General features: G+C 55.1%; 12 protein-coding genes. 1 reads left to right on the top strand and 11 read right to left on the bottom strand.

All coding sequences use genetic code 11. The features are described 5' to 3' along the window. Nucleotides 1-185: 185 nt before the first annotated feature. From CEE69_RS15770 to CEE69_RS33215, 3 genes are all read right to left on the bottom strand, one after another. Entirely contained in the window at nt 186-2,702 is a 2,517-nt protein-coding gene (locus CEE69_RS15770; RefSeq protein WP_099261577.1) for a DUF1588 domain-containing protein, read from the bottom strand. Nucleotides 2,703-2,704: 2 nt separating this feature from the next. Then, complete coding sequence (locus tag CEE69_RS15765) at nt 2,705-4,024, bottom strand: DUF1552 domain-containing protein (protein ID WP_099261650.1); 1,320 nt, start codon at nt 4,022-4,024, stop codon at nt 2,705-2,707. A 433-nt stretch (nt 4,025-4,457) separates the two neighbouring features. Next, on the bottom strand, nt 4,458-5,324 hold the full coding sequence (locus CEE69_RS33215; protein ID WP_233215272.1) for a hypothetical protein: 867 nt from the start codon (nt 5,322-5,324) through the stop codon (nt 4,458-4,460). A 224-nt stretch (nt 5,325-5,548) separates the two neighbouring features. On the opposite strand from CEE69_RS33215, the gene CEE69_RS15750 reads away from it, so the two are divergent. Next, the gene (locus CEE69_RS15750) at nt 5,549-7,228 is read left to right on the top strand and encodes a di-heme oxidoredictase family protein (RefSeq protein ID WP_099261575.1); all 1,680 of its coding nucleotides are present in this window, start codon (nt 5,549-5,551) and stop codon (nt 7,226-7,228) included. A 75-nt stretch (nt 7,229-7,303) separates the two neighbouring features. Here CEE69_RS15750 and CEE69_RS15745 read toward each other — a convergent pair whose 3' ends face one another. From CEE69_RS15745 to CEE69_RS15705, 8 genes are all read right to left on the bottom strand, one after another. After that, nucleotides 7,304-7,750 carry a UPF0158 family protein gene (locus CEE69_RS15745; protein WP_099261574.1) on the bottom strand — a complete coding sequence of 149 codons (447 nt, stop codon included), beginning with the start codon at nt 7,748-7,750 and terminating at the stop codon, nt 7,304-7,306. A gap of 332 nt (nt 7,751-8,082) precedes the next feature. Then, a complete protein-coding gene (locus CEE69_RS15740) occupies nt 8,083-8,646 on the bottom strand; it encodes a GNAT family N-acetyltransferase (RefSeq protein ID WP_099261573.1) in 564 nt (187 codons plus the stop codon). A 12-nt stretch (nt 8,647-8,658) separates the two neighbouring features. Then, on the bottom strand, nt 8,659-8,940 hold the full coding sequence (locus CEE69_RS15735; RefSeq protein WP_143549261.1) for a hypothetical protein: 282 nt from the start codon (nt 8,938-8,940) through the stop codon (nt 8,659-8,661). Between the two features lie 10 nt (nt 8,941-8,950). Continuing rightward, nucleotides 8,951-9,373 (bottom strand): hypothetical protein, encoded by a 423-nt coding sequence (locus tag CEE69_RS15730; RefSeq protein ID WP_233215271.1) that lies wholly within the window; start codon nt 9,371-9,373, stop codon nt 8,951-8,953. Between the two features lie 92 nt (nt 9,374-9,465). Then, nucleotides 9,466-10,962: a hypothetical protein gene (locus tag CEE69_RS15725; RefSeq protein WP_099261648.1), complete on the bottom strand. Its 1,497-nt coding sequence runs from the start codon at nt 10,960-10,962 to the stop codon at nt 9,466-9,468. Nucleotides 10,963-11,175: 213 nt separating this feature from the next. Next, complete coding sequence (locus CEE69_RS15720) at nt 11,176-11,730, bottom strand: hypothetical protein (RefSeq protein ID WP_099261571.1); 555 nt, start codon at nt 11,728-11,730, stop codon at nt 11,176-11,178. 624 nt (nt 11,731-12,354) lie between these two features. Beyond that, the gene (locus tag CEE69_RS15710; RefSeq protein ID WP_099261570.1) at nt 12,355-12,960 is read right to left on the bottom strand and encodes a hypothetical protein; all 606 of its coding nucleotides are present in this window, start codon (nt 12,958-12,960) and stop codon (nt 12,355-12,357) included. 53 nt (nt 12,961-13,013) lie between these two features. Beyond that, nucleotides 13,014-13,619 carry a hypothetical protein gene (locus CEE69_RS15705; RefSeq protein ID WP_143549260.1) on the bottom strand — a complete coding sequence of 202 codons (606 nt, stop codon included), beginning with the start codon at nt 13,617-13,619 and terminating at the stop codon, nt 13,014-13,016. Nucleotides 13,620-13,653: the final 34 nt, after the last annotated feature.

Raw genomic sequence — 13,653 nt, 5'->3', positions numbered from 1 at the left:
CTCCCGAACGGCGAATGGGCGAATACTTTCCTCATTCAGCTTAGCAGAATCCCGAGAACATCTTGTGCGCTTCAACGAATCGCGGAAAAGCAAGAGTCCTCAAGTGACGCATCGATCCGCCCGGCCCGCCATGCCAAGAAGATCTCCTATGCAAAATCCTTGGTATCGTTCGAAGACCAAACGATTCAGTCTTCGCTGACAACCGCGGAGTCGTGTCGCGTGCGATAGAGAAACGCGTCGGAGGTGAGCAGCGAAACCAGCAACGCTTTCATGCTGCCGTTGCTGTCTCGGTACGCCCGATGGGCCGCTTGCAGAACAGGGGCATCGTTGAGCGTCTCATTGCGTCCCATCCAGAACCGAAACGCATGACGCACGAAGACTTGTTCGACCCGTTCGCTCTCCGAGAGTCTTTGAATCAGCTCGATCGCGTTGTCGACTTTGCCATCAAGCGTCGGATCTCCTGAATCGATGACCTCGCCGGTCGTATCAACAGGTTCGCGATATTCGACTTCCCGATACAGCCCCGCGTGGTTGTACATCTCGAATGGAAAGCCAAGCGGATCCATCTTTTGATGGCACGTCCAACAGTATTCCTCGCGAGTCACACGCATGCGCTGGCGAAGCGGCGTGCGCGGCTCGTCGGGCAGCATCGCGTCGACGGTAATCGGGACGTCCGGAATAGCACCGCCGATCAAACGTTCTTGGATCCATCGACCGCGACGGATGACGTGATTGTCCATGGCGTCGGAATGAGACACGAGCCAACTTGGATGGGTCAGAATCCCCAGCCGTTCCCCTTCCGGCGCGGTCGCGAGAGTTCGTTCGGGCTTCATGGAACCACGTCCAAAGCTACGTTGGCTCACCCGAGCGAAGATGTCCGGACCTGTCAGCTTGACTTCCGTGACCGCGTGATTGATCTTTGGCTTCTTCTTGCTTTGCTTGCCTTCCGGTGGTTCTTTGTCAGGATTGGCCTTCTTCCACTCGGCAAGAGCCAGGGCTGCTTCTCTCGCAGCAGCCTTTTCGGCTTTCACCGAGGCAGAAGCTTCCGCACGAGAACGTTGTTTGCCGAAGTAAGTGCTGTCTGCGTTGCTAGCGACAACTTGGTCGGTTGTCAGCAGTCGCTTGAGCACCTCGGTATCTTCCTGCAGGATCAGCTCGATCAAACGATCGGTGCTGGCTGTCGCGTCGAACATGGCCCTGTAGTGAGCAACACCCTTGCTGTTCACGCCCGTTTCCTCGAGTGCACGGGTGTCCTTGCAAATGTAGCCGCCGAGGTCGTAATCGAAGTAATCTCGAAAGAACTGCAGGATTCGCGGTTTTCGGAGGCTGTCGTCCGCCAGCATGCGTTCAACTTCGCGTTTCACATCTTCCTTGGTTCGCATGCGACCATCGACAATTGATTGACGCAGATCTGCATCCGGTTGGATGTAGCGCAATGCGTGATTGACCGCCAAACCAAGTTCCCAATCTTGCAGCATGACGCGGCCATGCTCGTCTGGTGCACCTTCCCGCGCCAACTCAGGCCGGAAGAGTGCATCGCGATCGAGGAAAATGGCTGAGAGTCCAAGAACCGCACCGTCCTTTACTCCCAACTTATCAATCGACTGCTCGACAATCTCGACGTAGCTATCCGACTCGGTTTCGCTCGGTGGGCGAAACGTCAACGCTTCGAATAGAAAGTCCACCGCTGCTCGAACCCGTTCGTCGGTATTGACATCCTCTTTCATGAGGTGATGGACCGGGGTGATCGGCCGCTTGGTCTTGGTGCTGTACACCAAACTGGTCGGCAGCCCACGCAGATCACCTCGCATTTTGTCGGCAATCGATTGCGGGTCATCAGTAATTTGGTAAGACTCCGCAATGCTGAGCGGGCCGTCCGCCATGTAACGAATGATGTCGCTTGCAATTCCCATGATCTGCGTCGCTTCGGCACTGTTGACCGTCGAGAAGTCAGGGTAATTCTTCAGCCCATGATTACGAGGTGATGACAGCACGGCGGGCACGCTTTTGACGGCGGTGGCGTAAGCAACCGTGCCACCCTGCCATTTGATGATTCGATCCACGCCGAAATAGAGTTTCAGTTCACCGCCATGGTTGGTTGGCACCGCATCGCCGTGCGTACGCAGGCCTGGTTTGTTTGGATCGTATCTTGGCTCGGTGTTGATGAGCTCATTCAGGCGTGTGATGTGCTCCTGAGGCGTGACTCGCCAAATGCGGGCGGGCGACGACGTCGGGACAAGTTGTATGCCATCGGGCAGCGCACCAAACAGAAGCTCATGATCCAGGAAGTTGCCTTTGTTCGGATCTTGATCAGCATTGAAGCCGCCTTTGTCGTGCATCACTCGCGAGAGCTCGCTGACGATCCAGTCGGTGAACTTGAGACGTTCGATCACCTCGGGCTGACTCATGTCCGGCGGAGGCATCTCCTGCAGGCTGACTTGTGCCCAAACACTGGTCCATACACTCGCATTGATCGCGTCGATCGGCCCCAGGCTTTCAAGTGAGAGATCACCCTCGGGATCGGACTCGCCGTGACAGTCGACGCAGTGCTCCGCCAAAAACGGCTCCGCGAATCCCGCGAAATCTTGATTGATTGGTTGGCCTGGCGTGTAGGTCTCCGCGTGCGAAAGAGGCGTCAACCCAAGCAGCACGATCACGAATGCGAACGATTGCAGTCGATCAATCCCGAATGTCTTCAGCATCGTTACGCCAGCACTTCTTTGAGGGGACCATTGCTGTCGTCATACTTCTTCGCCATCTTTTCGTCCATGTTGAATCGGTCAACATTTTGCCCCGCGGCACGCAATAGCGAAGTGTAGAGCGCATTGATCGGGCGTTTGCCTTCGACTTGCGTGAAGCACCCACTTTTGAATGCACCGTCGAGATTGCCCAGCAGCATGACGGGCCAGTTCGCTCCGTTGGTGTGCTGCTTGTCGGCGTTGTTGCTGGTGTAGACAATCAACGTGTTGTCCATCATCGTGCCGCTGCCTTCGGACACACTGTCGAGTTTCTCCATGATCCGAACCAGCATGCGGCTGTTGTATTGCCGAATTTTGATCCAGATTGGATTGTCGGGTTGTTCCATGTGGCCCAAGTTGTGGCCTTGCTGTTCGATGCCCAGTCCTTTCCAAGCACCGAAAATTTCGCCGCGTCCGGAACCGATCGTCAGCGTGTTGGTGATGCCCGACGAAAGAGCGGAGATGCCCAGGTCAAGCAAGCGATCATGCCAATCAGTTTCAAACTCGGGATTGCTGTAACGCTCATCGACTTCGGGTGCAAACTTCCGCAGGTGATCCGAAACGGTGTCGAGTCGGTCTCGCAATCCGTTGACCTCTTGGAAGCCTTGAACGTATTGGCCATAACGCTGTTGATCGGACGGCGGCAAAGACTGCCCCTTGCTGGCGGCGAGTCTTTCGACCTGACTGAGCACACTCGATCGAGCTTCGTGTTGCAACCGAATGTCGCCCGATGAGATTCCGCCGTAAAGCATCTGATACAGATGGTTCGGATTGGAATGCATGAAGATGGGCTGCCCCGCACCGCTCGCCGATAGCGTCGCGATGGTTGGTTTGGTCTTCATGTTCTCGATCGAGTCCATCCCGATACAGAGATGCGGCAGCAATGTCTGCGGCAAAACCTTGCTGAGTTCATAGTCGATCGTCGAGCCACTCGGCGGCACACCATCGCTTCCTCGATAACCACCCAGTGCACCAAAGAAGGCACTGTGCGATGGGCTGGTGTGAAGGCCGTGCAAACCATTGATGATGTGCAAGCGATCTTTGTAGGGTTCCAAAGCACTGATGGGTTCCGGCAGTTTGGCCGTGCCCAATGATCCGCTGTGCTTCATCCCAGCCGGAATGCAGGTTTTGGGATCGAATCCCTGGTTCTGCATGAAGAAGATGATTCGTTTGGGAGTCGTGTTCCCAACCGGCGATGCCAGCAGACGCTCCGGGAACAGCGAGGCACCCATGGCGGCACCGGCGCCTGCTGCGATTCCTTGCAACAAGTTTCTACGACTGAGCATGATCGAACTTTCAACTTGGTTCACGGTCGATTGTTTTGAATCAACAGGTCTGACCGAACTCAAACGATCATCCGACGGTGCATCCAAGTTTCATTCGCTCCGAGCGCAAGTGTCTCGGGCATGAAGGCGACAACGACACGCAAGCGTGGGTTGGCAAACGGTGGAGGGAGCAAGGCAGGACGAAGGTGGGAGCGACGAATCGCTGTTGGAGTCAATGTCTATAGCCTAGCTGTCTCGCCGGTTGCCACAACAGAGTTTTCGTGTGCGAAAACCTTGGGGCCTTGATGACGGGGTATCGCCAAGCTACCGGAGACCATTTTACCACTATTGAGCGAGGTTCGACAGCTTTTGTGCTACGGCGGCATTTTGGAGCCTTTCAGGACCTTTCGGCCCGGCAATATGTATTCAGATGGAAACGCAGCGGAAGCGACCATCAGATCAGAATGTAGATCTGAGCGTCGGCCAAATCGCGGCTTCCCAGTTCAGCGAAGATGCTGTCGAGTTCTTCGTGGATCAGGCAAAGTGAGGAGTCTTCGTCCTCGGTATCGTCTGTGTCGACCGAATCGACGTCGGTGACTGTGGTCTCGCTAGCAGTCTCGGTTGCTTCATCGAGGTCATCAGTTTCGTCTGTGGATTCAGTTTCGTCGCTGGAATCTGATTCGTCGGTCACTTCTGACTCGTCACTTGCTTCTGAATCCAAATCGGAGACGAGAGTGGCGTCCTCCTCTTCGACGATTTCATCCGCTTCCTTGTCATCGACTAGTTCAGAGTCCACATCGGTTTCGTCGGTGGCTAGGTCGTCGGTCGATTCGTCCGAGAGTGAATCGGTCTCGTCGATGGTTTCGGTTGTGTCCGCTTCTGTGTCTTCATCGGCGCAGCCGCCATCTTCACCCATCGTGTCGGCGTTCAGAGCGTCGGACGTCATCTCGGGATGATGAGGTCCCCGTCGTGGGTGAGGCCGATGGCCAGGATCGCCTTCCGTTTCGGTTGAGGCGTCGTCTTGATCGAGTTCTTGATCGAGGCTGGCGTCCTCACTTGTTTCATCGTTGGCGGTGTCTTGTTCTTCAACGGTGCTGTCGACGCTGTCTTCGAGTTCGTCGGTCGCCTCAGTCGCGGATTCGATCGCGGCCGAATCGATGTCTTTGATCGTGCTGCCAGCGACGGCGGAGGCGACTTCGGCGACCTCTTCGGTTGCCAGGTCGTCGGTCGCAGCATCCACGCCCATGCATCCAGCGAGGACACGACGATTTTCAAGGTTTTGGACGAACAAGCGACGACGGTTGGGGACGCGACGTTTCATGACGGTGTTCCTAGGTAAAGTCAAATGACAAATGGTGCGAACCAAAGCGTTCGCCATCATGGAGGGGACCGTCTGTTTCCGTGTTATCACGAGAATGCAATCGACGAACGGCGAAGCGATTGGCTGTGTGACAACTCGGGTTGGCATTTGTCCTTCTTGTAAGTGGGGATTGTTTCGCCGCCTTTTTCAAACTTGCTTTTCGAACGCCGCCGAAGGAGCGTGATATGGCCGTCAACCATCGGACTGAATGGGCTGGAGGGCTGATCTTGGTTCTGCTCATCACCCCTCAAGGAATGGCGGAGGATCCGGCCGCGGGACGTGAGTTGTTTGAGCAGGAATGGGTGTTTGTCGAACGAGAACCAACGTTCGCTGAATTTGACACCGTCGGTCCGATGTCTTTGCCGAGAAGGAGTGGAGGCGAACGCCGGATGAGACATGGGCGTCGTCCGCCGCACCATGAAGAGGGACGGCATTGGACGTCCGAACGCCAAGTTGATGCACAGTGGTTCCCTGCAGATGGCTTGGGCCCGATGCACAACGCTGTTTCATGTGCCGCGTGTCATCCCGGCGGTGGGGCATCGGGAGTGATCCACAACGTGACTCATATCACCGTGGATCCGCGGTCCCCGTTCTTTGATGATGCCGATGACCGCCAGGGACGTGGTGCACTCCGCCACTCAATCATGGAATTCTTTCCCGGTCTGGTGTCGGGGAACACGTTGTCTTTCAACACCATTGTCCATGACGCCTCCACTCGTCCCGGCTATGACGAAATCCGTCAACGCTTGTCTGTCGGCGTTACCAACGGGCTTCCTTCCGAGTGGTTCGATTCGCAGCAGCGAAGCGTGGAAGCGATTGCGGAACAACCGGTGATCGCAGGACGGTACGAGTCACTCGACTATTACCTCAGTCAACGGAATACAACACCGCTGCATGGCATGGGACTGGTCGAGATGATTTCGCTGGATCGATTGAATGCGATCGCTTTGTCCCAGACCCGTTCCTCGGGAGGATTGATTTCCGGTCGAGTGGCAGGCAAGTATGGTTGGCGGGGCCAAGTCGATACGTTGTCCGGATTTGTTGCGGGTGCCTGTGCGAAGGAGTTGGGGCTGAACGTCGGCGATACGATCCGGCAATCCGATGATCCAGCGGATCCTCGCTATGTCAGTCTCGCACCCGATATCACCACGAACCAAGTCGCGGATCTGACGAGTTACGTCGCCGGTCTTCCCGCTCCCAACATGCAAATGTTGTCGGGAGAAGAACGCAAGCAGGTTCGTCGTGGAAAAAAGGTGTTTCATTCGATTGGATGTGCAACCTGTCACATTGAGAATGTGATTCCAGCGAAGGGAATCTACAGCGACTTGTTGTTGCATGACATGGGGGCCGAGTTGCAAGATCCTTTGCCGGCTCCGGCGTATCAGTTGGCCAGCTCCTCTTCAGCGAATCCTGCGGGGGCGTACTCCAATCGCTATGGCCGTGGTGGGGGAACGGTTTCAAAGCCTGGGGCAGAGCGGGATCGCAGGGGCCCGCGAGGCGATCGCGGCCGTTCCAATTCGCGGTCCGAAGACGTCGTTGTTGCAACCGGGACTCCATTGGCGATCCCGATGGATTATCCGCAGCAACCGCAGTTTCCCCGCGGCGAAGTCAGCGAAGTCGATTTGAAGGTGCGGTACCCACTTTCCTGGGACGCATTGCAGCGAGAATGGAAGACGCCGCCACTGTGGGGAGTCGCTGATTCAGCCCCCTATCTTCACGACGGCCGAGCCGAAACCCTGGTGGATGCGATCCAGTGGCATGGTGGAGAAGCTGCTCCATCCAAACGCAACTATCTCAGGCTGAACGATGGGCAGCAGCGATTGTTGATTGTGTTTTTGAACAGCTTGAAAGCACCAGGTCACTGAACGGGAAGCAAACGTCATCTCGGAGGAAAGTCATGGCCTTCGAGGACTTGCGTTCCTTGGCAGGGCAACACCCAGTCAGTTGGCCGGGGATGACGGGGTGGTGTAACGGATGTCGTTGTCGGCACACCATTTTACGATGACAGAATGTTCTTTTTCCCCCGCATACTTGTGCCATGCATCGAGCAGGTCACTCTGATACAGGAGGTCCTTTAAGCGACGAAAGCCTCCCCGTTTGTGGAAGGCATAGCGAACTTGATCGAGCAACTCGGGAGCGATTTCAGAGGCAAAATCGATTGCAAGTTGTGAGCCGAGTCCGAGCGGACGCGTGTCGGGTATGGCAACGTAGCGAGACGTGTCGTCGAGATCGTCCGGTACGTCGTCCGAGTCGCCCAACGGCAAAAAAAAGAGCGTATTTCCCGTATGCCGGTCCAGATAGACCTCGTTTGAGCGATCATCCGAGTTGCCAATGCCAAACGCGGCTTCGATGTCGCAAAAGCAAAATACGGTGTTGGGGCGTTTCATTTTAAATGAGTGATTGTTGGAAAACAGTTTGCGATAGCGGGCGTGTTCGAGGTACGCGAGTGATTGAATGCATGGAAGATAACCGTTCGGCGGATTCGGACACTACCAGTCGCGGAGCGACGACAGTTGCCAGCCTTGGGTTTCAACCCAAGGTGAGGATGTTCGCAATGGATCACATCCAAGTCGCGGAGCGACGACAGTTGTTCTGGTGCCGTGACCAATTGTCGCCGCTCCGCCACTTGTGTGGGCGGAGGAGAACTGAAACCTCGGATTGAAATCCGAGGCGATCAGATGTCACCGCTCCGCGGTTGGGAGAACTGCTTGTCGAACTGTTACGCTTCGTGTTGTGGTCCGAAGACGGAATGGTAGTGGGCTCGACCGCCGGAAAATACATCATCGTCTTGGGACGGCCCCGGGCGGAGGAAGAACACATCCTGTGGCATTCCTTGAAATCCGTGCGAAACGGAGAATTCTTGAGCGGGGCGAAAACCGAATCGAGGGTAGTATTCCGGATGCCCGGCAACGATCGTGAATCGGTTGCCAAGTTCATCGAGACGCTGAAGTCCTTCCTTGACCAGCATGGAGCCAATGCCGCGGCGTTGGTGCGATGGGTGCACCGACATCGGAGCCAAACCCATGCCGAAGATGGGAGTTCCCAGCGTCGGGCATTGCGTTGCCAACAAATCTGGCTCTCGAATTTCAGCTTGCGAAAACAGAATGTGCCCGACGACACGTTCATCCTCCATCGCGACCAATGATAGCGTGTGTTCGCAGCGCTGACGCAAGGCAACGATGAGGTCAGCTTCACCATGATGTCCCAACGTCGAGGCAGCAAAAACTTCGATCGTCAATTGACGCACTGCGTCAAAATGCTCGGGCGTTTCGGGGATGATCACGGGATGGAAGCGTCACTTGAAAGCTACGGAATCAGAATCACTGGCGAACAGGAAAGCGTACATCGCCAAGGTCGCGCCTGCCACGTTGACGGCAGTGCTGATATCTGTCGCTGCGGTTTGCCCGGTTTCAGCGTTTAAGACCCTCTCCCGAAACGAAGTTTGGGGGGAGAATTGTCCTAAGCAGGTCGGCAGGAATGATCGGGCATCATCATGTGAGCTGTTTGGGCGTTGGCCATTCAACAAAAAAACAACTTCAAAAGGTGCACGTGAGGGAGGTGGCACGACCTGATTCATCGTTCGCTCCTCAGTCATTTTCCCGCCAACGACGTCGATCGTCGAGCCATTGGTTGAAATTCCTGTCCGCACTTCCATAGCTCGTGGAATCATCGTCGCCTAAACCAAGGGATGCTTCAACAATCTTGATTCCGCCCAGTAACACGAGCCCTACGGTCGCTTTCAGACCATCGCCAACAAATCGTCCGGCCGCTCCCGCTCGTTCAGCCAATGTGACCTTCGGCTTCGGTGCCGTTGCCACAGGTTCCGATGTCATAGGAGCCGAGGGCGATTGCGCGACGGGGAACGACGCTGGGATGACCGGAACCGACGTGTCGTAGACCACGGTTTTGAGGATGGCGTCCATCTCAGAAGTGTCCTTGGGAGCTGATTTGCAGCCCACAAGCACAAGAATGCCCACCAAAAATGTGGTCGTTTGGATCAGTTGATTCATCGAAACCACGGTCTGGTTGCATGAATGAGGAGTGAATTGCTTTCGCGTTATCAAACCCCCGGGGGGGAATGCAACCTCAGGTCAGGTGGAGATCAGCAATCATTGCTCGAGGATTCTGGTTGTTTGTCGTTTGCCGCGTTCGCAATGTCGGAGAGAAAAGAGGAGAGTTCTGATTCGGTGGGCAAAGTGACTCTGGGGCGTGCTTTCGCTAGTGCATCAAATTCGGGACGGAGAGCGTTTCGCAGGCAACGGCGTGTGGTTTCATCGTCTGACAATCCATTCGCTTCTTTGTAAACTTGCCGGAGCCAGTCGGGAGTGACAGTCGCGGCAACTCGTTTCGCCAGCATCTCAATCTCGGGTTCGGAAAGCATGTATTCAAACGCGAGTGATTGAACTTCGTCTTGCATCAGCCGCAGCATTGCTTGGGAATCATCATCAACGACTTTGTCTGCCACAGCTTTGGCTGCCGCTGATCCGGCCGTGCCAATTCCGAACGCTCCTAAGAGGCCGCCAGCAATTCCTCCGGCTGCGGTTCCGACGACAGGCAAAGCACTTCCTACTGCAGCACCTATTGCGGAACCACCTAGCCATCCCGCGGAACCAGCAGCGATTCCGAAACCGTTTACTGAAACGTTTTTTGTGAATTGCTTCCAGGAAATGGAGCGATCAAAGGCGGCTTTGTAGAAGTCAGGTCCCGCCGTCGCAACTGTTGCCACAGTCGCCGCCACAGCGTTGGTTCGAAGCAGCTTCGATACATGGTTGACTGCGGCAGCTCCGTAGACGGCACGTCCAAGGGACCCCGTTGCGAGTCGTTGTACGGCACTGCGTCCAATGGACGAGCGAGTTACATTTTTCACGCCCCGACGAACGGAAGCAACACCAACCGCGGCAGCTCGGCTCCGTAGCACCTGAGCGCTGATGACACCTGTCACTAGTGCCGTGCCACTCGCAAGAAACGATCTATTCGCGGCCGATTTGGCAGCATCGCCGATGCGACAGCTGTGCCAGTAGTCATGTGCAAATGTGATCGTGAATGAAATTGCGAGTACATAAGAGGACGTAACCGCCTGCGACTTCGCATCGAACACCAGTGAATCAATGTTTCCCGCACGCGCGATGTTCTTTGCTTGCTTGTAAGTCACCGTTCCTTTGTGGATGAGCTTCTCAGCGTCAGCCGGATTTTCAAATCCGGGCACTTTGCCAGCGGCGATCCGTTTTCGCATGAGTTCAACGCAAGCGTCATATTGATCTTTCGGGACTTCAAGCACCTGCTGGGCGTATCTGTACAGGCCGGAATCGGATGCAAACGCCGAAGCAACTGTCTTGGCAGCAGTCTGGTAGTACTTTGATTGAATCCTCAATCCGTTCACGATTCGATCGGCACCATTCACTTCGTTGTTCATTCCGACGATTTCAGCACGTTTTCCATGGAAGACGTCTGCGAGATGATTGGCATCTTCAGCAGTGAACCCGTGTCCGCCTTTGGTGTGGTACTTCGCTATTTGGGAACGCTCCAGTGAATGTGCGATCGCCGGAGAGGCAAGTCTCGCGACGGTGAGCTTTCGCTTTTCGTTGGATGGTTGCGTCACTGGATTGCGGTTCAGTTGAATTTTTGAGATCGGAGGACGGCATGCAAATGCTTTAGAGCAACGGTAGCTCCGGGTTAACGCATCTTTCACCATTTGATGTGCAGGAACCTTGATCAATATACGCCGCTCGCAATGGCCGAACCAATTTGACCTTCTAATTGAGCTTCACGAGCGCTAGGTAGGTTCTGATCGCCAAATGAAGCCAGTGTTCGGCTAGGCGTAGTAGTCGATCTTTGATGCGACGATCTTCCAGCCGTCTTCCGTGTGCTGGAAGACATAGGTGCCCACCGCGCCATGGGATGACGGACCGTAGTAAAAGCGGATGACCGCGCGATTGCCGTCGGGTGTGTAGCCAGGACGCCAGAACTGGATCATGCACTTCGCATCCACTTGTGTGTTGTCGTCCTGGTAATAAAAATCTTCTTGGAAGGACGCGATTTCAGTCACGCGTCCATCAGGCCCGAAATCTCCATGAACAGGAAATGGACTCGTTTGTTCGCTTGCCCGTTGCAGTGCTTCAACGAGCTCGTCGTCCATTTCAATTTCCGTGCTCCAACGGTAGAAGAGGCTGTCACCGTTGCAGAATTCAGGATTGATCCAAACTTGTGTGCCTACGAAGTCGAGGACTGGAGGCTCGCCTTTCGCCAGGTCAGAGACGATGAGTTCGTAGAGCGGATCGATTGGCGTCGCGACGGAAGGCTTCTTGGTTTCACCGCCGCAACCGGCCAAGAGGAACATCAAAACGAGGGCTGTTGGCTTGGTGGTCATCGGGAAGTCTCAAGAAACGCGAATCGAACTCGGGGCAGGAACGGTTGAGGGCGTTCGTTATTCACCTGTGTTGCTCTGCGTCGGTTCAGTCTCGGCCATTTCAGCTTGCGGGCGAGCCCGCTTCACCAACTCGTCAAGTTTTGAAACAAATCGCTCGAATTCGGCGGCGTTTGATCCACAGAAGAGATAGACCTGTCGTCCAGGGATCTCAGTATCGAACGCGGCCCTTTCGATTGGTCCGACATATTGAGGTGCGAACTGGTAGAGCGCATAACACAATGCGAGCGCTGACGCGGCAACGACCACCGAGGGATAGACGCCAAAGAAGTGTAGCAGGCAACCGGAAACAAAAAGCTTGCCCTCACACCGCCCCAGAAAGGGTCGCAGAATCTGCGACCCTTTCTCGGGCGGGAATTGTTTGTCGCTTGAATCCGTTGGTGTTCGCTGCGTTCAAACCAACGGCTACCATCTGCAATCCCTTCGGGATAGGAATTGCGGAATCCGACACCCACTTGAGACGCCATGTGTTTGACAACCATGCGAATGCCAAACGGGGAATGTTTCGTCAGCAAAATGGCTGACCCTTTTTGCCTTGGCGAAGTGGTTCTCGTCGTCCGCTCAAGCTCATTGGGATTGATCTGCTGCCGTGCGATGGATCTCGTGAATGGTGACAACAACGGCAGTGAGTTGCTCCGATCCGATCGTTGAAATGAGACGCATTTTGCCGGGGACGAAGACCTGAGTTGTTTGGATGCTACTGCTCAGAATGTCCGGGGCTGAGTCGCTCTTCTCGTCGCCTGCGACACGGGCCGTTGCATAGTCGATGTTGGCTAAGAAACCTTCGGGATGGTCAGCAAACTGAAAACGGAGGGTGGTCCCAATTTCGACCTCCTTGGTTTGGCGGGTTGTGACGTCGCCGCGCGTCATCGTGGATGTCACCACCGCGATCTGCCTTCCTTTTTGAACGTGACACGGAGTGTTTGGCATCGCCGTCAACCGGATTGTTTTGACCGGCTTTGCACCAGACTGAAGGATCGCTTGGATCACCTCGGATTCATCGAGCTCAATCGCAATAGGCTCCTCAAGTTCAAACTCGGAAAGCTCGACGCAACACTGCGTTGCGTCCGGTTGAGGTTGCTTGGTTGCCTCGTCTGCGGACGCGACCCTGTTGTGGGGAACGATTCCAATGAGAACGAAAAGCGAAGCCAACCAGAATGGAGAGGATTTCATGTGTGGTTCCGAGGTGGAAGGGAAGGGGGCATCTCATTCGGCAGGACGACCCATCAACCGTCGTTTGGTCGGTCCAATCGATCGATCCAGCAATTCGGAAGTGCTTTTCTGAGCTGATCGAGACCGACTGAAGTGACACGAGTTTCCTTGACGTGGACCTGCTTGAGATGCCGCATCGAACAGAGAGCATCAATCGATGCATCTGATATTAGCGAACCTCGAAGCGATATGTGGGTCAAAGAGCTATCGCGAGCCAAAGCGAGGCCAGCATCATCGATGAAGCAGTGAGGAAGGCCGATACGTGTGAGAGATGAATTCCGGTCCATATCACGGAGAAAGGCCCCGGTCACTTTCTGATTCCCGTGACATTCGATTTCTTCCAGGTTTGGGTTGGAAAGCAAAGCAGCTAAGCCAGCATCTGACAGGCCAGTTGAGGAAGGCCGGAGGTTCGTAGAGGAAAATGCCTTGAGATTCGGCAAGGCGAGAATGAGCTGGGTGTGCTCGTCGGTCAGATTTTTCGAAGCGTAGAGTTTGACGACACTCCCCTCATCGTTGATGGCGAACCGACATTTAAGTTCTCCGAGCGGCTTCAGCAATTCGGTTTCAAGCTCCAGCGGAGTGAAGTCGCAGAGTTTTAGACGGTCGCGGTCGTTGGTCATCGTGTCGTCATTGTCTTGTTCGGGAAAACGCAAA

Origin of the sequence: Rhodopirellula bahusiensis, assembly GCF_002727185.1 — a bacterium.
GTDB lineage: Bacteria > Planctomycetota > Planctomycetia > Pirellulales > Pirellulaceae > Rhodopirellula > Rhodopirellula bahusiensis.
Note: the sequence above shows the minus strand (reverse complement) of the source record. Positions and strands in the feature narration are given on the sequence as shown.